This window comes from Streptomyces sp. NPDC051133 (assembly GCF_040682635.1).
Lineage (GTDB): Bacteria > Actinomycetota > Actinomycetes > Streptomycetales > Streptomycetaceae > Streptomyces.
On the sequence record NZ_JBFBBK010000018.1, the window covers coordinates 155157 to 176523 of the forward strand.

Sequence of the window (21367 nt, forward strand, 5' to 3'; positions counted from 1 at the left end):
GGGGGTCAGCTGGTGCGCAGATACTGCGGCGCGGGCGGCTTGGACGCCGACGCGTCCTTCCCCAGTGTCGCCGACAGCCACTTGTCGTACGACGCCTGCCAGCCGTCCGAGCGGTAGCCCACCAGAATGCGATTGACCCGGCGTACCAGATCGGTGGCGTCCTTCTTCATCGCCACGCCGTAGTACTCGGTGGTGAACGCCTCGCCCTTCAGCTCGACGGTGGGGTCCTGGGCGGCCTGGCTCGCGGCGAGCGCGCCGTCCGTCACCACCGCGTCCACCTCGCCGAGTTGGAGCCGTACCAGGCAGTCGAGCTGGTTCGGGACGGTGGTGGAGATGTCCGTCGAGGCGGGCAGGGTGCCGGCCTTCTTGTCGGCGTCCAGCTTGGTGTACGCGGTGGAACCGGCCGCCGTGCACACCCTCTTGTGCGCCAGGGTGCCGTTGTAGCCGGTGACGGGCGACGACTTGGGGGCGAGCACCTGCTGCCCCGTCTTGAAGTAGGGGGCGGAGAACGCGACCTGTGACAGGCGGTCGCAGGTGATGGTCATGGTGCGGACGACCATGTCCACCCGGCCGTCCTGGATCGCGGAGATCCGCTGGCTGGTCGGGATCGCCTTGAACTGCACCGCGTCCGGGTCGCCGAGTATGTCCTGCGCTATCCGGTGCGCCAGGTCGATGTCGAAGCCCTCCAGCTCCGCGCCCTCGGTGTTGGGGTTGCGGTAGCCCCAGTGGTAGCTGTTCTGGTCGACGCCGACGATCAGCTTGCGCCGGGCGCCCGTACGCGCCTTGATGGCGTCGATGGTCGGCCCGTCGGCCCCGGACGGGGACAGGGTCTGCTTCTGCGCCTCGGAGTCCTCGCAGGCGTCCGCGCGGACCTGGCTGGCGCCGGCGACGCGCTGGCCGCCGACGGCGGTCCGGGGGTGCGGCGCCTGGGTGCACGGCAGCAGCAGGGCGAACGCCAGGGCCAGCGCGCACAGCACCGCCATCGCGCCGACCCCGCCCCAGCCCCGCAGGGAGGCCCGTACACGGCTCGCGTACATCGTCCCGCCCCCTGTCACCGGTACTCCGAAAGCCTGCGCCCGATGCCGGCCACGCCACCGGCGGCGGCCAGCACCGCCAGGACGGCCACGCCCACCGGCAGCCCGGTCATCGCGTCGAGCCCGTCACCGGCGGCCTGCTGGAACTCGTCCTGCTCGTGCCCGATGGCGCGGGCCAGATTGCGGTCGACGCTGTCGAAGCACTCGCCGGTGGCGCCCTTCGCGCCGATCACCTTGTCCAGCGCCTGCTGGTAGTTGCCGTTCTCGTCCTCGGTGCGCGCGGAGGCGTGGCGCTGCTTCCACACCGCCATGTTGCCCGCCGCCGCCTTGACCGGGGTGGTGCCCGCCCGGTCGTCGGCGAGTTTCCCGGCCCGAGACAGGCCCTTGCCGAGCACGCCCATGTCCTTGTCGAAGTCGTAGTAGTAGGCGTCGTACGCCTTGCCGTCGACCGTGATGGTCTCGGCGCCGCGCGCCACCAGGCTCAGGTTCTCGTTGCCCCGGGCCTTCAAGGAGGCGATCCGGGCGTCGTGCAGCACGGTCAGCGAGCGGATCCCGTGGTCGTAGGAGCCGTCCAGCTCCGACCGGGCCACCGCGTGCCCGACGACGAGCCACAGCAGGGCGACGGTGGTGGCGGCGGAGGCGGCGACCAGGCCGTGGTTGAGGACCCGGTTCGTCCGCCGGTACATCCGGTGCTGGGTCCAGCCGAGCGCGCCGAGCGCGAGCACGCCGAGGCCGATGGCGGCCCACGGATACGGCGTGGCGTCGCCGTAGTCGGCGTCCAGCCGCTGGTTCTCCTTGGTGTAGAGGTCCTCCGCCGCCGGGAGCATCTCCTTCTGCATCTTCTCGTTGGCGTACCGCAGGTACGCGCCGCCGACGGGGTATCCCTGGCGGTTGTAGGTCCGGGCGCGCTCGATGAGGCCCTTGTACTCGGGCAGCAGCCGGTTGAGCCGGGCGATGGTCGTCTCGGAGGCCGAGCCGGGCTCGGCGTTGGCGGCGGCGGTCACGAGTCCGCCGGCGGCGGTGCGGATGTCCTTCTCGTACCGGTCGCGGGAGGCGGCGTTCTCCTGACCGCCGGCCAGGAACCCGCTGGAGGCGGCCGTGTTGGCGTCGGCCAGCGACCGGTAGATGTCGGCGGCGCCCGAACTGAGCGGCTGGCTGCGGTGCAGCACGTCGTCGGCGGCGGCCGACCGCTCACTGGTCTGCCAGGCGGTCACGGCCCCGAACGCGACGACGACGAGGGCGAGTACGGCCCCGATGATCCGCAGCCGCCCCGGCTCGGTGGTCGCGGCGCCCCGCACCCGCTCGACCCCCTCGGCGAAGGCGGTGCGCCGGGTGGGCGCGGCCGGAGCGGGCGGCACGGGCGTCGCCGGGCGGCCCGGCTGCGGGGGGACGCTGGGCAGGCCGGGGCCCGCTTGTGGCGGCGCCGCGCTGCTCTTCGGCGGGTGTGTCACTCGACCTCCCCCATGGTCATCCGTTCGCCGCCAAGTATCACCGCCCGGACTGACATCCGCACCGGGCTTCACTGGATCTTGATCGGATCGCAGTGTGCCCAGGGGCGCGCGACGACTGACACACCACCCCCTGCTGATGAACACGCCGGTTTCGGCGGATCGGTTCCACGCCGCACGCGGGCCCGCGCCCGGTCCGGCGACGGCCACCGCCCGCGGCGGGCCGTGCGGGGCGCGGGCGCGGTGCGGGGCGCCGGGCGGTCAGCCCTCCGGCTGCCAGTGCGTCCGTGCCCTGTCCCGGGCCGCCGGGGTCGCCCCGAGGTGGTCCAGGCCCAGCAGGGCCGCGCCCAGGACCGGGCTCGCCGTCACCACGTGGACGTCGGCCTTCGGGGCGCGGGTGGTGAGCAGCTCGCGGACGGCGTCGTCGAGTTGGGCGTGGCCGGCGGCCAGGACGCTGCCGCCGAGGAGGACCGGGGTCTCCTCGGTGAGGAGGTCCAGGCGGGTCAGGGCCACCGTGGCCATCACCGCCACCTCCTCCGCGAGCCGGACGACGATCGAGCGGGCCACCGGGTCGCCCTCGGCGGCCGTCGCGAACAGGACCGGGGTCAGTTCGTGGCGGCGGTCGTGGGCGATGCGCTCCAGGTGCAGGGCCTCGATCAACGCGTACATGGTCGGCAGATCGAAGTGGGCGGGGAGGGTGCGGGCCAGGGCGGTGGGGGAGCCCCGGCCGTCCTCCGCGCGGGCCGCGTGCCACAGCGCCTCCTCCGCCAGGCCCCAACCGCCCCCCCAGTCACCGGAGATCCGGCCGATCGCGGGGAAGCGGGCGGTCCGGCCGTCGGGGCGCATGCCGACGCAGTTGATGCCCGCGCCGCACACGACCGCGACCCCGCGCGGCTCGGCCACCCCCGCGCGGAGGATCGCGAAGGTGTCGTTGCGGACCTCGGCCGAGGCGCCCCACGCGCGCGCGTGCAGCGCCGCCGCCAACTGCTGTTCCTCCACCGGCAGATCGGCGTTGGCCAGGCACGCGGAGACGTGGGAGACCCTGTCGACGCCCGCGTCGGCGAACGCCCGCGCGACCGGATCGGCCAGCGCGTCCACCGCCGCCCGCACGCCCACGGCCGGCGGGCGGAACCCGCCGCCGCGGGCCGTGGCCAGGACCTCCCCGGCCACCGTGACCACGGCCACGTCGGTCTTGCTGTTGCCCGCGTCGATGGCGAGCACGGTCGAGGTCAGGCCCACGCCAGGTGCTCCCGGTTGTGTGCGATCAGGCTGTCGGTGAGGGTGCCGGCACGGTCGTACTGGGCGATGAGCGGGTGGGCCAGCAGGGCGCGGAAGACGCGGTCCCTGCCGCCCCGCAGCGCCGCCTCCAGAGCCAGGTCCTCGTACGCCGTCACGTTGGCGACCAGCCCGGAGAAGAGCGGGTCCAGCTCCGGTACCGGCAGCGGCACCGGGCCCGTCGGGCCGACCGCCGCCTGGACCTCGATCACCGCGTCGTCGGGCAGGAAGGGGAGCGTGCCCCTGTTGAGCGTGTTCACCACCTGATAGGGGCTGCCGCCCCCGCCCAGCAGGGCCGCCGCCAGGTCCACCGCGGCCTCCGAGTAGTACGCCCCGCCCCGCTTGGCGAGCAGTGCCGGCTTCTCGTCCAGGGACGGGTCGCCGTACATCCGCAGCAGTTCCCGCTCCATCGAGGCCACTTCGGCCGCCCGGGAGGGCTTGGTGCGCAGCTCCCGTACGACCTCGTCGTGCGCGTAGAAGTAGCGCAGGTAGTAGGAGGGGACCACGCCCAGCCGGTCCAGCAGGTGCCGGGGCAGGCGCAGGTCGGCGGCGATCGTCTCGCCGTGCTCGCCCAGCAGCTTGGGCAGGACGTTCTCGCCCTCCGGGCCGCCCAGGCGTACGCCGGTCTCCCAGGTGAGGTGGTTGAGGCCCACGTGGGCGAGGTGGACGTCGGCCGGGCTCACGCCCAGCATGCCCGCGAACTTCCGCTGGAAGCCGATGGCCACGTTGCACAGCCCGACCGCCCGGTGCCCGGCCCGGAGCAGGGCGCGGGTGACGATGCCGACGGGGTTGGTGAAGTCGATGATCCAGGCACGGGGGTTGGCGCGGCGGACCCGCTCGGCGATGTCCAATACCACCGGCACGGTGCGCAGCGCCTTGGCCAGGCCGCCCGCGCCCGTGGTCTCCTGGCCGATGCAGCCGCACTCCAGCGGCCAGGTCTCGTCCTGCTCGCGGGCCGCCTGCCCGCCGACCCGCAGCTGGAGCAGGACGGCGTCGGCGCCGTCGACGCCCGCGTCCAGGTCGGAGGTGGTGACGATCCGGCCGCCGTGTCCCTGCCGGGCGAAGATGCGGCGGGCCAGGCCGCCGACCAGGTCCAGGCGGTCGGCGGCCGGGTCCACGAGGACGAGTTCCTCGACGGGCAGGGTGTCGCGCAGGCGGGCGAAGCCGTCGATGAGTTCGGGGGTGTAGGTCGAGCCTCCGCCGACCACGGTGAGTTTCATACGAGGATCAACCCTTTACTCCGGTGAGAGTGACGCCTTCCACGAACGCCTTCTGGGCGAAGAAGAACACGGCGATCACGGGCGCCATGACCAGCACGGTGGCGGCCATCGTGAGGTTCCAGTCGGTGTGGTGGGCGCCCTTGAAGGACTCCAGGCCGTAGGACAGGGTCCAGGCGCCGGGGTTCTCGGACGCGTAGATCTGGGGGCCGAAGTAGTCGTTCCAGGCGTAGAAGAACTGGAAGAGCGCCACGGCGGCGATGCCCGGCTTCGCCATCGGCAGGACGACCCGCAGCAGGGTCCTGAGGTCCCCGCAGCCGTCGACCTTCGCCGCGTCCAGGTACTCGTTCGGGATCGTCATCAGGAACTGGCGCAGCAGGAAGATGGAGAACGCGTCGCCGAACGCCATCGGGATCATCAGCGGCCACAGCGTTCCCGACAGGTCCAGCTGCTTCGCCCAGAACAGGTACATCGGGATGATGATCACCTGCGGGGGCAGCATCATCATCGAGATCACCAGCATGAGCGACAGGTTGCGGCCCCGGAAGCGGAACTTGGCGAGGGCGTACGCCACGGGCACGGACGACACCACGGTCAAGGCCGTGCCGAGGCCCGCGTAGATCAGGGTGTTCTTCCACCAGGTCAGGAAGCCCGGGGTGTGGAGCACGCTCTTGTAGTTGCCCCACTCCCAGGTGTGCGGGATCAGGTCCCGGCTGAGCGCCTGGCTGTCGCTCATCAGCGAGGTCAGGAGGACGAACACGAAGGGCAGGGTGAAGAACAGCGCGGCGGCGACGCCGAGCGAGTGGACCGCGATCCACTCCAGCAGGGCCCGGCGCCGGGCCGTGCGTTCGGCCCCGGAGACGAGCGGGGGCGCCGGTTTGACCGGCTGGTCCAGTACCTGGGTCATGGTCAGTCACCTGCCTGGATGAGACCGCCCCGGCGCCGCATCAGCAGAGCGGTGAACGCCATCGACAGGGCGAAGAGCACCAGGGCCACGACACACGCGGATCCGTAGTCGAAGCGCTGGAAGCCGAGGTTGTAGACGAGCTGGGGGAGGGTCAGCGTGGACTTCTCCGGATAGCCGGGCTCGAACTGGGTGCCCGCGCCCTGGATCACACCCGAGGCGACCTTCCCGGCGATCAGCGGCTGCGTGTAGTACTGCATCGTCTGGATCACTCCGGTGACGACGGCGAACATCACGATCGGGGAGATGTTCGGCAGCGTGACGAACCGGAACCGCTGCCAGGCCGACGCCCCGTCCAGTTCGGCGGCCTCGTACTGCTCCGTCGGCACGTCGAGCAGCGCGGCCATGAAGATGACCATCAGGTCGCCGATGCCCCACAGCGCCAGCAGGGTCAGGGCCGGCTTGGACCAGGAGGGGTCGTTGAACCAGCCCGGCGCAGGGATGCCGGCCTTGTCCAGGATCGAGTTGACCGGCCCCGTACCGGGGTTGAGCAGGAAGGCGAAGGCCATGGTCGCCGCGACCGGCGGGGCCAGGTACGGCAGGTAGAACAGGGTGCGGAAGACCCCCGTGCCGGTCTTGATCTTCGTGATGAGCAGGCCGATGCCGAGCCCGAAGAGCACCCGGAGGGTCACCGTCACCAGCACCAGCCACAGCGTGTTGCGCAGGGCGGGCCAGAACAGGGGGTAGTGCTCGAAGACGTACTCCCAGTTCTTCCCGCCGCTCCACGTCGGCGGCCGGAAACCGTCGTAGTGCATGAAGGAGAAATAGACCGTCGAGGTCAGCGGGTAGGCGAAGAAGACCGCGAAGCCGACGAGCCACGGCGACATGAAGGCGAGCGTGCGCAGGGCCGAGCGCCGGCGTTTCGACGCGAGTGTGACGGCGCTCATCACCGCGCCTGCGCGATGTCCGTGTCGATCTGGGCGGCCGCCTTCTTCAGGCCGGCCTTCAGATCGGTGACCTTGCCGCTCTCGTAGTCGTAGCCCAGCTGCTGGATCGTCACCAGGTACTGGCCGCCGTTGACGGAGGCGGGGGAGGTGGTGGAGCGGGGATCGGCGGCGATGTCGAGGAAGGTCTTGAAGCGGGGGTCGTACGTCAGTTTCGGGGACTTCAGCGCGGCCAGGGTGGAGGGCACGTTGTGGATGCCGTTGGCGAAACCGACCACGGCATCGGTGTCCGTGCTGATGTACTTGACGAACTCCCAGGCCGCGTTCTGCTTGTGGCTGCTCGCGGCGATGCCCGTGATGGTGCCGGTGATGTAGCCCTTGCCGTACTGGTCGGCCTGGTCGTCCGGGACGGGCAGCGGGGCCACTCCGATCGCGAACTTCGGTTTCGCGGCCTCGGCCATGCCGAGCCGCCACTCGCCGTCGAGCTGCATGGCGACCTGACCGGTGTGGAAGGGGTGCTTGGCGCCCCACTCGTCGCCGAGCGTGGCCCGGAACTTCTCCAGCTTCTGGAATCCGCCGAGCTCGTCCACGAGCTTCCTCTGCAGGGTGAAGCCCTTTTCGAACGCCGGGTCCGCGGCCACGTTCGACTTGCCGTTCTTGTCGAAGTACGTCGGCGAGAACTGCCCGAAGTAGTGCTCGGTGGTCGATTCCCAGCCGTGGTAGTCCGGCATGAAGCCGAGCTGCCGGTAGCCGTCGCCCTGCGGGACCGTCAGCTTCTTCGCGTCCGCCTCGAACTCGGACCAGGTCTTCGGCGGGTTCTCGATACCGGCCTTCGCGAACGCCGTCTTGTTGTAGTAGAGCCCGTACGCGTCACCGAGCAGCGGGACCGTGCAGCGGTCGCCGTCGAACTGGGTGTACTCGTTCATCGCCTTCGGGAACGTCTTCCCGGCGTCGATCCCGGACTTCTCGAAGAAGGGGTTCAGGTCGACCAGCGCGCCCGAGGAGCAGAACTTGCCCACGTTGTTGGTGGTGAACGAGGAGATCACGTCCGGCGCCATGTCGCCGCCGGAGCGCAGCGCCTGGTTGATCTTGTCGTCGGTCATGTTGCCGACGACGTTCACATGGATGTTGGGGTGCGCCTTCTCGAAGCCGGTGACCAGGGACTTGACCGCCGCGACCTCGTTCGGCGCGCTCCAGGCGTGCCAGAAGTTGATCGTCGTGTCCTTGGAGGCGTCGTCCGTGGCGCCCGAGTTCGACTGCCCGGTACAGGCGGTGGTGAGGAGCACGGCGGACACGGTCAGGACGAAAGCCGCTTTTCGGGCGACTTCGGGTATGGCTGTGGGCATGGCGAGGTCTCCCAGGGACGGGGGTCGGTGAGGAGGGGCGAGACGCTCAGCGCGAGGTGTCGAAGACCTCGTCGCGGGTGGTCGCGAGCGCGGACTCCAACGCGCCGCGCAGCACGGGGTGTTCACGGACGTCGCCGACGACCAGCCGGGGGCGGGCCGCCGCCAGCTCCTCCAGCTCGGCCTGGACGAGGGCGCGCAGCACCTCGCCGCCGGACGTCAGGGCGGAGCCGCTGAGGACGACGAGTTCGGGATCGAGGACGGAGACGAGCGAGGCGAGACCGGTGGCCAGCCGGGTCGCGTAGGTCCGCAGCAGCTCCCGGTGGGGGCCGCCGGCATGGTCGGCGGCCCGGGCGACGAGCTCGGCGGCGACCTCGCTGTACGGCCCCGACGGCAGGTCCCCGACACCGAGTTCGCGGGCCAGCTTCGGCAGCGCCTGGGAGCCGGCCAGCTCCTGGTAGCCGCCGCTGTTGGCCTTGGTCACCTGGCGCACCAGGGGCGTGCCCGGCACCGGCAGGAAGCCGACCTCGCCGGCACCGCCGGTGAAGCCGCGGTGCAGCCGGCCGCCGAGGACCAGGGCGGCACCGAGGCCCTCCTGGTTCCACAGCAGCACGAAGTCCGTGTGACCGCGCGCCGCGCCGAGCCGCTGTTCGGCGAGGGCGACGAGGTTGACGTCGTTCTCGTACTCGACCGGCATCGGCAGCGCGGCGGCCAGTTCGTCGAGCAGCGTGGGGGAGTGCCAGCCGGGCAGGTGGGAGGCGTAGCGCAGGCGCCCGGTGGTGGGATCGAAGGCGCCGGGGGTGCCGATGACCAGGCGGTGGACGTCGCCGCGGGCCAGCCCCGCGGCCTTGACGGCGCCGTCGAGGGCGTCGGTGACCTGCTGGACGACGGGCTGGGCCGGTCGCCGGCCGGGGGTGGGCAGGGCGAACTCGCCGACCGTGCGGCCGGTGATGTCGGCGACGGCGGCGCGGATGCGGTCGGGGGTGACGTCGAGGCCCGCGGCGTACGCGGCGCCCGGGTCGACCGCGTACAGCTGGGCGTTGGGGCCCGGCCGGCCCTCGCTGGTGCCGGTGACCCGGACCAGCCCGGCCGCCTCCAGGCGGGCCAGCAGCTGCGAGGCGGTCGGCTTGGACAGGCCGGTGAGCTTGCCGATGCGGGTGCGCGAGAGCGGGCCGTGCTCCAGCAGCAGGTCCAGGGCGGCGCGGTCGTTCATGGCGCGCAGGACGCGAGGGGTGCCCGGCGTGCCGGCGGTTCCTGCCATGGGGGTCGACACCTGCCTTTCCAGCCGCCCAGCTTCTCAGTGACCCGGGGAAGGCGTCCAGTCTTGATCACCGGCCGCACGGAAGATCACTGTTAGGAAAGTTTCCTATTCGGGTGGGAGGAACGTAAGCCCAGGACGAAGGGGGCGTCAATAGACGACGCCCCCGAGGCGATGGACTCGTTACCTCGGGGGCGGGGCGGTGAGGGGCTCTCGGACCGGCGTCCCGGACCGTCGTCCTACTTCGCCGGTGGCGTCGACCGCTGGGCGGTGATCGGGGCCGTCGCCGCCGTCTGCGGGGAGTCCGCGTTGGCGTACACCGAGGGGGCCGCCACCGTCGCCGTCGGGTCCGGGACGTCCTCGGCGTCCTCCGCCGCCGTCGCCCCGCCCACGATGCGGATGCTCGCCGCGTCGAAGGCCCGCTTGACGCGCCAGCGCAGCTCCCGCTCGATCGTCAGCGCCTTGCCCGGCATCGTCCTGGCCGAGATCCGCACCACCATGGAGTCGATCAGGACCGAGTCCAGGCCGAGCACCTCGACGGGGCCCCAGAGCAGCTCGTTCCAGGGCTCTTCCTTGCTCATGTGCTCGGCGACGTCGTCGAGCGTGGCCTTGACCCGGTCCAGGTCCTCGCTCGCCTTCACGGTCACGTCGATCCCCGCCGTCGCCCAGCCCTGCGAGAGGTTGCCGATCCGCTTGACCTCGCCGTTGCGCACGTACCAGATCTCGCCCTCCGCGCCGCGCAGCTTGGTCACCCGCAGCCCGACCTCGATCACCTCGCCGGAGGCCACACCCGCGTCGATGACGTCACCGACGCCGTACTGGTCCTCCAGGATCATGAACACGCCGGAGAGGAAGTCCGTGACCAGGTTCCGCGCGCCGAAGCCGATCGCCACACCGGCCACACCGGCCGACGCCAGCAGCGGCGCCAGATTGATCTTGAAGGTGCCCAGCACCATCAGCGCGGCCGTACCGAGGATCAGGAAACTCGCCACCGAGCGGAGCACCGAACCGATCGCCGCCGACCGCTGCCGCCGCCGCTCGGCGTTGACCAGGAGCCCGCCCAGCGAGCCGCCGTCCGTGGCCTGCGGGGTGCGGCCCATCCGGTCGATCAGCTTGCTGATCGCCCGCCGCACCACCGCCCGCAGCGCCACCGCCACGACCACGATCAGCAGGATCTGCAGGCCCATCGCGAGCCACGTCGACCAGTTCTGCTCGACCCAGCTCGCCGCGTTCGTCGCGCTCTCCTGGGCGTCCTGGAGCGACGGCACGGCCGGCGCCGTGGAGCCCGAGGGGGAGGGGGACGGGGTCGGCGAGGCACCGGCGGCCAGGAGGACGGCGGGCAAGGACGACACGGCAGGTACCTCCAAGGTGCTGCATGGTCCGTAACGGCGGAGCGGTCAATGTCTTCAAGGTCACGAAAAGGTCACCGGACGGACAGGACCACCACACTAACGGGGCATTGTGTGTGGCTCGCCCGGATCCGCGAAGGAGGGGCGCAGGAGAGACGCGGCTCACCCCCGCTTGAACAGGCCGTGATCCGGGGGATGAATCAGGTGTGGTCGAAAACACTCCCAGCCCGTTACCGGGACATGGTGGCGCTTCCACCAGGCATGAGGGGAGACTGACTGCAGATCGTCCCGGCGCGAGCCACGCGCCGCCGACGCCCAAGGAGGCACCCGTGCCGCACGTCCTGGTCCTCAACGCGTCGTACGAGCCGCTCGGCGTCGTACCGCTCCGCCGCGCGCTCGTCCTCGTCCTGGAGAACAAGGCCGTCTCCCTCGAGGAATCCGGCGCCTATATGCACAGCGCGACCGTCACAGTCCCCGCACCCAGCGTGGTCCGGCTCAAGCGATTCGTCCGGGTTCCCTATCGGGGGCCCGTTCCTCTGACCCGCCGGGCGCTGTTCGCCCGGGACGGGGGCCGGTGCATGTACTGCGGTGGCGTCGCAACCAGCGTCGACCACGTCATCCCGCGCAGCCGCGGGGGCAAGCACGTCTGGGACAACGTGGTGGCCTCCTGCCGCCGCTGCAACCACGTCAAGGCCGACCGTCACCTCGTCGAGCTGGGCTGGCGGCTGCGGCACAAACCGGCTCCGCCGAGCGGGCTGGCCTGGAGGATCATCGGTACCGGGCATCGCGATCCGCAGTGGCTGCCCTATCTGCAGCCGTACGGCGCGGACGATGCCATGGCCCGGATCGACGGCATATCCGCCTGAGTTCCGGGCCGGTCTTTTTTGCGCCCCAGGGGGCGTGGTGGTCGTGGTCCGGTGACCGCCGGCCGTCCGTGGCCGGTCGCGCCCACGCGGCGGAGCCGCACGCCGGCACGGCCCCGCGCCCCTAGGGTGCCGGTTCTTCCCGGCGCTCACCTCTGACCGAGTACAGAGCCGCCCCCAGCGCGAACAAGGTGACGGCCGCCGCCCACGCGCCCGTCTCCGCCCCCGGCCGCACCGGCCACGCCCACACCGTCGCCGCGCGGCCCCGGGCGCCGTGGCCGCCCATGTACACGGCGGAGACGTAGGCGAAGGCCGGCAGCCAGCTCAGGCGGGCGCCCAGGAGGACGGCGGCCGCCGCGGTGACGCCCGTACAGCCCAGGGTGTTGCGGATCATGGCGGGCGGCCCGAAGGTCTGGGCGTGACCGAGGACCGCCAGCGGCAGCAGGGCCGCCGCCAGCGCGGTGAGCAGCGCGAGCTGGGCCAGCCGCCGCGGCCACCACGGCCTGACGGCCGTACCCTCCAGCTCCGCCGAGGCCGTGTACAGGCTCGTCCCGATCGCGGCCGAGGCCAGTAGCGGGGCCAGCGCCACGATCGGCACCCGGCGGTCGGGGTCCAGGTAGCCGTCCAGCCGGCCGGCGGCCCATACCGCGAACGCGGTGGTACCGGCGAGCGCGGCCAGCGTGAGCGGCAGGGCGCGGGAGCGGGCGTGCAGGAGGAGGCCGTTCACAGCGCCGGCACCCCCCGGACGTCACAGCCGCCCGTCGTCGCGAAGTACACCGACAGCCATGCCCGGCGTTCCTTCTCGCCCATCGACGCCAGGTGCGCCCGGGCGGCCACCTGCCTGCGCAGAGCGGCCCGGTCGGCCCGGGAGCCGTGCGCGGCCAGGTCGTCGAAGCGGGACTCGGCGGGGCTGGGAGCCAGGTAGTGCTCGACCAGCTCGTCCAGCTCCCGCACGCGCGGGTTCGTGCACTCGCCGTGGCCCAGCGCGACGGCGGCCTCCCAGGCGTACTGCCTGGGGTTCGTCAGCCGCCCCCGTACGACATACCAGCCGATCGGCGTCAGCATCGGCAGCTGGACCTCGTCGCGGTGCGGCACGCCCGGCCGGTCCGCCCAGCGCACCGGCAGGTCGCGCACCCCGTCCAGCTTGCCGGTGATCCCCGACAGAGCCGTCTCGATCTGCGGCAACAGGTTCGCGTACCGGGCGTTCACGCAGATCGCCGGAGTGGTCGAGGTGTCACACACCTGGCGAGCGGCGAGCGGGTCGGGGCGCCACAGCCCGTCGCCGGTGTGCACCAGCAGCGCACCCGCGGCCACCGCGGCGGCCAGCGGCAGCAGGGCCGTAGCCCGGCGCCGGGCGGCGTACGCCAGCACGGCGGCGAGCGCCAGGCCCCCGGTCCACGCGGCCGTCGCCGGGATCAGCCACCACACGGGCAGCCGGCCGTCACCGACCGGGAACGCGGGGCCGAGCGGGCTGCCGGAGCCCGAGCGGGCGGCCCTCGCCACCCCGAGCCCCACGTACCCGGCCAGGGCCAGCAGCGGCGCCGCGAGCCGCGTCGGCAGCACCCGGCCGACGACATGGCCGAGCAGCGCGGCCGACGCCAGGGCCACCGTGTCCCCGGGCAGCAGCCCCGGGTGCGGCCCGCCGCCCGTCGCGTACGGCGCGGTCGCGAGCAGCGCGGCGGCCCCGGCGGTCAGGTAGCCGGCACTCACCCAGGCCGTCAGCGGGAGCGCCGCGGCCAGGAACCGGACGAGCGGCGCGCGTACTGCCGTCCCCCACAGCTCCTCGGTGCGCCGCCGCCGCTCCCGTCCGCCCTGCCAGCAGCCCGCCGCGGCGGCCAGCGGCACCGCGATCACCAGTGCGTCGTGCAGCTCCGCGGCGGTCGCACCCCAGTCGCCCTGCCACCGTCTCGCCGTGCCGGCCAGCAGCACGCCGAGCGTCGCCGCGACCACGGCCCCCGCGAACGGGGCGAAACCGCGCACGGACTCCGCGCGCAGGGGGTGCGGCGCCCGCGGCGCCTTCGCCTTCTGTCCGACGGCCAGGGTCATCGCACGGCCTCCCGCGTCCCCGCGCCCGCCGTGCGGTGGGCCCGCAGCGCGGCGGTGTACCCGCGCTCGATCGGATGGTCGCCGGGGCCCTCCGCGGTCTCGCCGAGCAGCGTGAGCGCCTCGGGCGTGCCCCGGTAGGCGACCCGGCCGCCGTCCAGGAGGGTGACCTCGGTGCAGGCGGCGGCCACGTCCTCCACCAGGTGGGTGGAGACCACGACCGTCGCCGAGACGCCCAGCTCGCGCAGCAGCTCGCGGAACTCCACGCGCTGCTCCGGGTCGAGCCCGGCCGTCGGTTCGTCCAGCAGCAGGACGGCGGGGTCGTTGACGACGGCCTGCGCGATGCCGACGCGGCGGACCATGCCCCCGGACAGCGTCTTCACCTTCGCGTCGATCCGGTCCGCGAGCCCCACCCGGGCCACGGCCCGCTCCACGGCCCGCGGCACCCGGTCGGCGGGCACCTCCTTCAGCCAGGCCACGTAGGCGACGAACTCCCGCACGGTGAAGCCCGGGTAGTAGCCGAACTCCTGCGGCAGATAGCCGAGCCGGCGCCGCGCCTCGGTGCGGCCGCGCTGCTCGGCGGTGTCCTCGCCGAGGATCTCCACCCGCCCGGCGTCCGGCCGGGCCACCGTGGCCAGCACCCGGATCAGCGAGGTCTTCCCGGCCCCGTTCGGGCCGAGCAGCCCGTGCACACCGGTGCCCAGAGCGAGGTCGAGGGAGTCGAGGGCAAGCGTCTTGCGGTGCCGGACGCGCAGCCCGGTCACGTGTATCGAGGTCAACGGTGCTCCAGGAAGCGAGGTCAACGGTGCTCCAGGAAGGAGGGGTTCGGTCAAGCGGGGAAGCCGGGCGGGACGCGGGTCGTCCGCGGTCACCGGCCGAGCGGGCGGTCGTACGCGGGACGGCGGGCGGTCAGCAGGACGGCGCTCAGCACGGCCGCCGCCGCCCAGGCGCCCTGCGCGCCGAAGCCGTCCAGGCAGCGCGAGAGCTGCTCGGCCAGCCGCGCGCCGCTGCGCTCGCCCGGGTCGGCGGACACCGGACCCAGCACCGCCGCCAGCCAGCCGCCCCCCGTCACCAGCGCGGCCGTCCGGCAGCCGACGAAGGAGGCCAGGGCCAGCGAGCCCAGCGCCAGGGCCAGCCCCGGCAGCAGCCAGGCCGCCGCGGCCGGCGCGCCCGAGGCGGGCAGCAGCAGGCCGGTGACGGTCAGCAGCGGCACGCTCACCGCGAGGACGGCGACCGTCCGGGTGAGGGCGAGCCGCAGCCCGCCGCCGGGAGTGGCCGCGGCGATCTCGTGCAGCGGGTCGGCGTGCGGGCCGTAGGACACGGCGATCCCGGCCACCGGCACCACCGGCGCGACCGCCAGCAGCAGCGCCCGCGCCGCCGGGAACCCTGCCCCGTACGCGAGGGCCAGCGCGCCGGCGGCCACGACGAGCACGGCCGGCAGCCACGCCCCGCGCACGGCCGGCCCGGCGGCCCACAACAGCCGCGCGAGCCGTGACACGGCGGGGGGCGCCTGCCGGACCGGGGACTGCTCGTGCGCGGTCGGCGCCGGGGACTGCTCGTGCGCGGTCGGCGCCGGAGACCGCTCGTGCGCGGTCCGCGCCGGGGACTGCCCGTGCCCGGCCCCCACCTCCGTGGTCAGGACCGTCTCCAGGACCGATGCCCGGATCCGCGCGAGGACCGCCCCGGCCGCCGTGCCCGATACGGCCTGCGACACCCGGGCCGCACACCCCGCGCAGCCCTCCACGTGCTTCTCCAGGGACCAGGCGTCCGGCTCGGGCAGCGAGCCGTCGGCGTACCGGGCCACGAGGTCAGCGGACAGGTGCCAGATGCGGGCGTTGCCGTTCGTCATGCCGTGCCTCCCAGCGGCGACGGGTTCAACTGGGCCAGCGCCGCCCGCAGTTCCGCCCGGGCGCGCCGGGCCCGGGACTTCACCGTGCCCTCCGGGATGCCGAGCAGCCGGGCCGCCTCACGGGTGCTCAGCCCGTCCACGACGGTCGCGCGCAGCACCTCGCGCAGCTCCGGGGAGATCCGGTCGAGCGCGGTGCCGACATCGCCGTACTCCAGCCCCGCCAGCACTCTGTCCTCGGCGGACGGCGCGGCGGCGGGCTCCGGGGAGCCGTCCGGCGTCTGAAGCGGGGCCGCCGTCACCCGCGCGGCCCGCTCCTGTGCCCGCCGCGCGTCGACCAGCCGGCGCGCGGCGATCGTCCACAGCCAGCCGCCCGCCTCCTCCCCGCGGTGCCCGGCCGCCGACCGCCACACCGTGACGAACGTGTCCTGCACCACTTCACGGACCTGCTCCGGATCGGCGCAGCGCCGGGTCAGCCGGGCGTGCAGCCACCCCGCGTGCCGGTCGTACAGGGCCGCCATGGCCTCCGCGTCCCCCGCGGCTACGGCCCGCAACAGCGCCGCATCCCCGCTGGCCCCGCCGTCGTTCTCCCGTTGGCCCCCCACGGGGCGGAACAGTCTCACACCCCCTCTATCGATCACCGGGCCGGCGGCGGATCACGCGGACACGCTCAGGTGCTCCGCAGACCGTCACGCGTGCCGACGCCCTCACTGGGTAGGCCTGCCCTGACCCGACAGAAGCCGTATCCGACGACGCACCCACAAGGAGACCGCCGTGCCCGCATCGGCCCGCCTCTCGATCCCCGCCCAGTCCAAACCCGGGGCGGACCTGTCCGCCCATCTCGTGGAGCCGGGGCTCTGCGTCTTCAGCGCGGAGAGCGCCTGCGTGCAGACCCCGCTGACCAGCGAACCGCCGCTGCCCGACGCCGAGCCCCTGACCAGCGAACCCCCACTCGCCGACGTCACCCCGCTGACCAGCGAGTCCGACCCCTTCCCGGACTCCTTCGGCGCGGGGCTGTAGATGGCGGCAGCCCCCGACGAGAACGCCGGACCGCACGCGGCGGACCTGGCCCGGCTCGCCGGGCTGCACGGAGTCGCCACCTCCTACAGCCCCGCCCCCGACCGCACCGTCCCGGTCCCCGCCTCCGCCGTGGTCGCCGCCCTGGCCGCCCTCGGCGTCGACGCGGACGGCCCGGACGCGGTCCGCGCCGCGCTCGCCGACCGGGAGCGCGAGCTGCGGGAACGCCTGCTGCCGCCGACCCTGGTCCACTGGGCCGGTGCGGAGCCGCCCGCCGCCCTCGCCGCCCTGCCCGCCGGCACCCGGCTGCGGGTGCGCACGGAGGACGGCGAGGAGCGCGACACCGCCGCCGGCCTGCCGCTCGGCGTGCACCTGCTGACCGCGCTCGCGCCCGACGGCCGCACGGCGACCGCCCACCTCGTCGTCGCCCCCGACCGGCTGCCCGACCCGCCCGGCCGCTCCTACGGCCTCCTCGTCCAGCTGTACTCGCTGCTCTCCCGCCGCTCCTGGGGCATGGGCGACCTCGGCGACCTCGCCGAGCTGGCCGGCTGGGCCGGACGCGCGGCGGGCGCCGGGTTCGTCCAGGTCAACCCGCTGCACGCGGCCGTACCCGGCGCCCCCACCGACCCGTCCCCGTACCGCCCCTCCTCCCGCCGCTTCCCCGACCCCGTGCACCTGCGGATCGAGGACGTCCCCGAGTTCGCCTACGCCGAGGACCAGGGCCGCCTGCGCACCCTGCTGGAGCGGGCCGACCGGCTGCGGGCCACCGTCCTGGACAAGGGCGCCCTCATCGACCGGGACGCGGTGTGGGAACTGAAGCGGGAGGCCCTGGAGACCGTCCTTCGCGTTCCCCTCCCACCGGGCCGCCAGGCCGCCTACGACGCCTTCCGCGCCGCCCACGGCCAGGCCCTCGACGACCACGCCACCTGGTACGCCCTCGCCGAGGTCCACGGCTCCGACTGGCACGGCTGGCCCGGCGGCCTGCGCGACCCCCGCTCGGCCGAGACCGCCCGCGCCCGCACCGGCCTCGCCGACCGCGTCGCCTTCCACACCCGCCTCGCCTGGCTCACCGACGGCCAGCTGCGCGCCGCCCAGCGCGCCGCCCGCGAGGCCGGCATGTCCGTGGGGATCGTGCACGACCTCGCCGTCGGCGTGCACCCGGGCGGCGCGGACGCCTGGGCCCAGCAGGACGTCTTCGCCGACGGCACCTCGATCGGCGCCCCGCCGGACGCCTTCAACGCCCGCGGCCAGGACTGGGGTCTGCCGCCCTGGCGCCCCGACCGGCTCGCCGCCTGCGGCTACGCCCCCTACCGCGACCTGCTGCGCGCCCTCTTCCGCTACGCCGGCGCCCTGCGCATCGACCACGTCATGGGCCTGTTCCGGCTCTGGTGGGTGCCCCAGGGCAGCCCGCCCGCCGAGGGCACCTACGTCCGCTACGACGCCGACGCCATGCTCGCCCTCCTCGCCCTGGAGGCCACCCGGGCCGGGGCCGTCGTCATCGGGGAGGACCTGGGCACCGTCGAACCCGGTGTCCGCGAGACCCTGCAGCGGCGCGGGCTGCTCGGCACCTCGGTGCTGTGGTTCGAACGGGACTGGGAGGGCGACGGCCACCCGCTGCCCCCCGAACGCTGGCGCGCCGACTGTCTGGCCACGGCCACCACCCACGACCTGCCGCCCACCGCCGCCCGGCTCACCGGCGAGCACGTGGACCTGCGCGACCGCCTCGGCCTGCTCACCCGCCCGGCCGCCGAGGAACGCGCCGAGGCCACCGCCGACGCCGCCGAGTGGCTCGCCCTGCTGGGCAGTCTCGGTCTGCTGGACCTCACGGCCGCCGGGCCGCCCGGCTCCGACGAGGAGGAGGAGATCCGCGCCGTCCACCGCTTCCTGCTGCGCACCCCGGCCCGCCTCGTCGGCGTCTGGCTGCCGGACGGAGTGGGCGACCGCCGCCCGCAGAACCTGCCCGGGACGTGGGACCAGTACCCGAACTGGCGGCTGCCGATCGCCGACCGCGAGGGACGCCCGGTGCCGCTGGAGGAGCTGGTGGCGTCACCGCGGCTCAGGGGACTGCTGGAGGTGCTCAGGGAGGGCCGGGCACCCTGAGCGTCTTCGGCGGCGGCCCGCGAGACCTCGCTACGGGACCCCGGACGCGCGGCCTTCCGGGTGATTCGCTAACTTGAAGGCGTGGACAAGAAGAACGCCCTGCGCGCCGGCGCCCTGGCCGCCGGTACGACGCTGATGATGCTGCTCATGTCGTCCCCCGCGCTCGCGCTGACCCGCGACGACGGCGACGACCCCGGCCCGGGCCTGAGCGTCGTCCAGACGCTGGGCCTGTACGTGCTGCTCCCGGTGGCGCTGTTCGTGGTGATCGCCGGTCTGGTGATGGCACTGGACAAGTCCCACAAGAAGAAGGACACCACCTCGTCCAACATCAACGTCAAGTCCGAGGCCAAGGCCTGACCGGACTGCCGGCTCTCCCGCCGAGGGCGCCCCTCCTCCCGTCGGTACGCGCGCACGCCGTACCCGGGTGAGGCCGGCGCCCTCGGCGTTTCGCTCTTCCCCGCCCTCTTACGGATGCGGCGCGGTCAGGTACCGCTGCACGGTCGGCCCGAGCCACGCCACCAGCTCCTCGCGGGAGAGTTCCGCCGCCGCCGGCAGCCGCAGCACGTAACGGGTCAGGGCCATGCCGAGCACCTGCGCGGCACACAGCGCGGCCCGCGCCGGCACCTGCTCGGGGTCGGGACACACCTGACGGGCCACCGGCAGCAGCTGCTCCCGGAAGATGCCCTGCATCCGCTCGGCCCCGGCCTGGTTGGTGACGCCGACCCGCAGCACGGCCCGCAGCTCCTCGTTCTCCTCCCACAGGTCGAGGAAGTGGCCCACGAGCGCCCGCCCGATCTCCTCCCGCTCCACCCGCGCCAGATCGGGCAGCCGCAGATCGAGCGCGACGGCCGCCGCGAACAGCCCCTCCTTGCTGCCGAAGTACCGCATCACCATCGACGGGTCGATCCGTGCGTCCTTGGCGATGGCCCGGATGGTGGCCCGCTCGTAGCCGTCGGCGGCGAAGCGGTCGCGCGCGGCGGTGAGGATGGCGGTGCGGGTGGCGTCGGAGCGGCGGGGCGGGCTGGAGCGGCGGGGCGGGCTGGTGGGGTGATCGGCAGTCATGTCAACGAGCGTAGGTCAACATCTGTAGGCCAACAAGCGTTGACCGAAGGGGCGCGCCGGTCCTAGGCTTGCCAACAAGCGTTGACCAACACCTGTTGGCACGGCACCCCCAGGAGGCCCCCCCCATGAACGCCACCACGGGAAACATCGTCATCGTCGGCTCCGGCCCCACCGGCCTCCTCCTCGCCGGCGACCTCGCCGCCGCCGGCGTCCCGGTCACCGTCGTCGAGAAGCGCCCGCACGGGATCAGCAACCTCTCCCGCGCCTTCGTCCTGCACGCCCGCACCCTCGAACAGCTCGACGCCCGCGGCCTCGCCGACGCCCTCGAATCCGTGGGCCGCCCCCTGGACCGCCTCGGCCTCTTCGGCCGGCTCACCGTCGACCTCGCCGCCCTGCCCTCCCGCTTCAACCACCTCCTGGTCCTCCCGCAGTACGAGGTCGAGAAGGTGCTGGAGAAGCGTGCGCTGGACGCGGGCGCCGAATTCCGCCACGAGACCGAGCTGACCGGCCTGACGCAGGACGCGGACGGGGTGACGGTCGAGGTCCGCGGGCCCGAAGGGGAGACGGGGACCCTGCGGGCCGCCTACGTCGTCGGCACCGACGGCATGCGCAGCGCCGTACGGGAGGCGATCGGGCTGCCCTTCCCGGGCCGGTCGGTGATCCGGTCCGTCGTGCTCGCCGACGTCCGGCTCGCCGAGCAGCCCCCGGCCCTGCTCACCGTCAACGCCGTCGGTGACGCCTTCGCCTTCCTCGCACCCTTCGGCGACGGCTACCACCGCGTGATCGGCTGGCACCGGGGCCGTGACGTGCCCGACAGCGAGCCGCTGGAGCTGGCGGAGGTCAAGGAGATCACCCGGCTGGCGCTGGGCCGGGACTTCGGGATGCACGACGCCCGCTGGATGTCCCGCTTCCACAGCGACGAACGGCAGGCGCCCGCCTACCGGGCCGGCCGGGTCTTCCTCGCCGGGGACGCGGCGCACGTCCACACCCCGGCCGGCGGCCAGGGCATGAACACCGGGCTGCAGGACGCGGCCAACCTGAGCTGGAAGCTGGCCGCGGTCGTCGCCGGGCACGCGGACCCCGGACTGCTGGACAGTTACCAGGCCGAGCGGCACCCGGTCGGCCGGGCGGTGCTGCGCAGCAGCGGCGGGATCGTGCGCCTCGCCATGGCCAAGCGCCCCTGGACGCTGGCGGCGCGGGCCGCGCTCACCCGCTTCCTCGGCGCGGTCGGCCCCGCCCGCCGCGCGGTCGCCGCCCAGGTCACCGGCATCGGCTACCGCTACCCCGCGCCGCGGGGCGCCCACCGTCTCACCGGCGCCCGCGTGCCCGACGTGGCCCTGGCCGGCGGCGGCCGTCTCTACGAGGCCCTGCGCGGCGGCCGGTTCGTGCTGATCACCCCGCAGCCGTACGAGGCGGGGCCCGGCCGCGCGGACCGGCTGGTGGTGGCACGCTGGGCGAGCGACCGCCGGACGTCCGTGCTGGTGCGCCCCGACGGCTACGTGGCCTGGGCGGCCGACGCGGCCGACCCCGCCCGGATCGGCGCGGCGGTGGCCGCCCGCGTCGGTGGCCAGGGGGCTTCGTTTGGATCAGCCCGGGTCCGCGACGCCCGGCACGGCACCTCGCCGCGTTGTCGGACCACCCGAGTACGCCCAGTACGCGGGTGA

General features: G+C 73.7%; 20 protein-coding genes. 5 read left to right on the forward strand and 15 right to left on the reverse strand.

Going from position 1 to position 21367, the window contains the following annotated elements; translation table 11 throughout:
* Positions 1-5: 5 nt before the first annotated feature.
* The 9 genes from AB0N17_RS20440 to AB0N17_RS20480 form a co-directional block, all read right to left on the reverse strand.
* Positions 6-1037: a glutamate ABC transporter substrate-binding protein gene (locus tag AB0N17_RS20440; protein WP_366012791.1), complete on the reverse strand. Its 1032-nt coding sequence runs from the start codon at positions 1035-1037 to the stop codon at positions 6-8.
* A gap of 14 nt (positions 1038-1051) precedes the next feature.
* Positions 1052-2485: a hypothetical protein gene (locus AB0N17_RS20445; protein ID WP_366012793.1), complete on the reverse strand. Its 1434-nt coding sequence runs from the start codon at positions 2483-2485 to the stop codon at positions 1052-1054.
* A gap of 258 nt (positions 2486-2743) precedes the next feature.
* The gene (locus AB0N17_RS20450) at positions 2744-3721 is read right to left on the reverse strand and encodes a BadF/BadG/BcrA/BcrD ATPase family protein (RefSeq protein WP_366012794.1); all 978 of its coding nucleotides are present in this window, start codon (positions 3719-3721) and stop codon (positions 2744-2746) included.
* Positions 3712-4977, reverse strand: a complete 1266-nt coding sequence (locus tag AB0N17_RS20455; RefSeq protein WP_366012795.1) for a 6-phospho-beta-glucosidase — start codon at positions 4975-4977, stop codon at positions 3712-3714. Before AB0N17_RS20455 ends, AB0N17_RS20450 begins: the two co-directional genes overlap by 10 nt.
* A 7-nt stretch (positions 4978-4984) precedes the next feature.
* Positions 4985-5881, reverse strand: coding sequence for a carbohydrate ABC transporter permease (locus AB0N17_RS20460; RefSeq protein WP_366012796.1), 897 nt, complete (start codon positions 5879-5881; stop codon positions 4985-4987).
* A 2-nt stretch (positions 5882-5883) separates the two neighbouring features.
* Positions 5884-6825, reverse strand: coding sequence for a sugar ABC transporter permease (locus AB0N17_RS20465; RefSeq protein ID WP_366012797.1), 942 nt, complete (start codon positions 6823-6825; stop codon positions 5884-5886).
* Entirely contained in the window at positions 6825-8168 is a 1344-nt protein-coding gene (locus AB0N17_RS20470; RefSeq protein WP_366012798.1) for an ABC transporter substrate-binding protein, read from the reverse strand. The genes AB0N17_RS20465 and AB0N17_RS20470 overlap by 1 nt, the downstream gene beginning before the upstream one ends.
* Before the next feature lie 46 nt (positions 8169-8214).
* Entirely contained in the window at positions 8215-9426 is a 1212-nt protein-coding gene (locus AB0N17_RS20475) for an ROK family transcriptional regulator (RefSeq protein ID WP_366012799.1), read from the reverse strand.
* A 236-nt stretch (positions 9427-9662) separates the two neighbouring features.
* On the reverse strand, positions 9663-10775 hold the full coding sequence (locus AB0N17_RS20480) for a mechanosensitive ion channel family protein (RefSeq protein ID WP_366012800.1): 1113 nt from the start codon (positions 10773-10775) through the stop codon (positions 9663-9665).
* A 326-nt stretch (positions 10776-11101) separates the two neighbouring features.
* Between AB0N17_RS20480 and AB0N17_RS20485 the strand changes: the two genes are divergently transcribed.
* Positions 11102-11638 carry an HNH endonuclease gene (locus tag AB0N17_RS20485; protein WP_366012801.1) on the forward strand — a complete coding sequence of 179 codons (537 nt, stop codon included), beginning with the start codon at positions 11102-11104 and terminating at the stop codon, positions 11636-11638.
* 121 nt (positions 11639-11759) lie between these two features.
* Here the strand turns inward: AB0N17_RS20485 and AB0N17_RS20490 are convergent, their stop codons facing one another.
* From AB0N17_RS20490 to AB0N17_RS20510, 5 genes are all read right to left on the reverse strand, one after another.
* The gene (locus AB0N17_RS20490) at positions 11760-12362 is read right to left on the reverse strand and encodes a hypothetical protein (RefSeq protein ID WP_366012802.1); all 603 of its coding nucleotides are present in this window, start codon (positions 12360-12362) and stop codon (positions 11760-11762) included.
* Positions 12359-13681 (reverse strand): hypothetical protein, encoded by a 1323-nt coding sequence (locus AB0N17_RS20495; RefSeq protein ID WP_366012803.1) that lies wholly within the window; start codon positions 13679-13681, stop codon positions 12359-12361. The genes AB0N17_RS20490 and AB0N17_RS20495 overlap by 4 nt, the downstream gene beginning before the upstream one ends.
* Complete coding sequence (locus AB0N17_RS20500; protein WP_366012804.1) at positions 13678-14457, reverse strand: ABC transporter ATP-binding protein; 780 nt, start codon at positions 14455-14457, stop codon at positions 13678-13680. The genes AB0N17_RS20495 and AB0N17_RS20500 overlap by 4 nt, the downstream gene beginning before the upstream one ends.
* A gap of 89 nt (positions 14458-14546) precedes the next feature.
* A complete protein-coding gene (locus AB0N17_RS20505; protein WP_366012806.1) occupies positions 14547-15527 on the reverse strand; it encodes a zf-HC2 domain-containing protein in 981 nt (326 codons plus the stop codon).
* A complete protein-coding gene (locus tag AB0N17_RS20510) occupies positions 15524-16129 on the reverse strand; it encodes an RNA polymerase sigma factor (RefSeq protein WP_366012817.1) in 606 nt (201 codons plus the stop codon). The genes AB0N17_RS20505 and AB0N17_RS20510 overlap by 4 nt, the downstream gene beginning before the upstream one ends.
* 169 nt (positions 16130-16298) lie before the next feature.
* Here AB0N17_RS20510 and AB0N17_RS20515 point away from each other — a divergent pair, with 169 nt between their 5' ends.
* The 3 genes from AB0N17_RS20515 to AB0N17_RS20525 all read left to right on the forward strand — a co-directional run bounded on the left by AB0N17_RS20515 (position 16299) and on the right by AB0N17_RS20525 (position 18998).
* Entirely contained in the window at positions 16299-16544 is a 246-nt protein-coding gene (locus AB0N17_RS20515; protein ID WP_366012807.1) for a hypothetical protein, read from the forward strand.
* The gene (malQ, locus tag AB0N17_RS20520) at positions 16545-18641 is read left to right on the forward strand and encodes a 4-alpha-glucanotransferase (RefSeq protein WP_366012808.1); all 2097 of its coding nucleotides are present in this window, start codon (positions 16545-16547) and stop codon (positions 18639-18641) included. It begins immediately after the preceding gene.
* A gap of 81 nt (positions 18642-18722) precedes the next feature.
* Positions 18723-18998, forward strand: a complete 276-nt coding sequence (locus tag AB0N17_RS20525) for a hypothetical protein (protein WP_366012809.1) — start codon at positions 18723-18725, stop codon at positions 18996-18998.
* 108 nt (positions 18999-19106) lie between these two features.
* On the opposite strand, the gene AB0N17_RS20530 is transcribed toward AB0N17_RS20525, so the two are convergent.
* Positions 19107-19703, reverse strand: a complete 597-nt coding sequence (locus AB0N17_RS20530) for a TetR family transcriptional regulator (RefSeq protein WP_366012810.1) — start codon at positions 19701-19703, stop codon at positions 19107-19109.
* Positions 19704-19828: 125 nt separating this feature from the next.
* Here AB0N17_RS20530 and AB0N17_RS20535 point away from each other — a divergent pair, with 125 nt between their 5' ends.
* Complete coding sequence (locus tag AB0N17_RS20535) at positions 19829-21367, forward strand: FAD-dependent monooxygenase (RefSeq protein ID WP_366012811.1); 1539 nt, start codon at positions 19829-19831, stop codon at positions 21365-21367.

What these genes read in the sequence shown, in the direction of transcription:
- AB0N17_RS20530 (WP_366012810.1), bottom strand. Translation starts at nt 19,703, where the DNA reads ATGACTGCCGATCACCCCACCAGCCCGCCCCGCCGCTCCAGCCCGCCC.
- AB0N17_RS20535 (WP_366012811.1), top strand. Translation starts at nt 19,829, where the DNA reads ATGAACGCCACCACGGGAAACATCGTCATCGTCGGCTCCGGCCCCACC.
- AB0N17_RS20495 (WP_366012803.1), bottom strand. Translation starts at nt 13,681, where the DNA reads ATGACCCTGGCCGTCGGACAGAAGGCGAAGGCGCCGCGGGCGCCGCAC.
- AB0N17_RS20475 (WP_366012799.1), bottom strand. Translation starts at nt 9,426, where the DNA reads ATGGCAGGAACCGCCGGCACGCCGGGCACCCCTCGCGTCCTGCGCGCC.
- AB0N17_RS20470 (WP_366012798.1), bottom strand. Translation starts at nt 8,168, where the DNA reads ATGCCCACAGCCATACCCGAAGTCGCCCGAAAAGCGGCTTTCGTCCTG.
- AB0N17_RS20460 (WP_366012796.1), bottom strand. Translation starts at nt 5,881, where the DNA reads ATGACCCAGGTACTGGACCAGCCGGTCAAACCGGCGCCCCCGCTCGTC.
- AB0N17_RS20455 (WP_366012795.1), bottom strand. Translation starts at nt 4,977, where the DNA reads ATGAAACTCACCGTGGTCGGCGGAGGCTCGACCTACACCCCCGAACTC.
- AB0N17_RS20440 (WP_366012791.1), bottom strand. Translation starts at nt 1,037, where the DNA reads ATGTACGCGAGCCGTGTACGGGCCTCCCTGCGGGGCTGGGGCGGGGTC.
- AB0N17_RS20505 (WP_366012806.1), bottom strand. Translation starts at nt 15,527, where the DNA reads ATGACGAACGGCAACGCCCGCATCTGGCACCTGTCCGCTGACCTCGTG.
- AB0N17_RS20465 (WP_366012797.1), bottom strand. Translation starts at nt 6,825, where the DNA reads ATGAGCGCCGTCACACTCGCGTCGAAACGCCGGCGCTCGGCCCTGCGC.
- malQ (WP_366012808.1), top strand. Translation starts at nt 16,545, where the DNA reads ATGGCGGCAGCCCCCGACGAGAACGCCGGACCGCACGCGGCGGACCTG.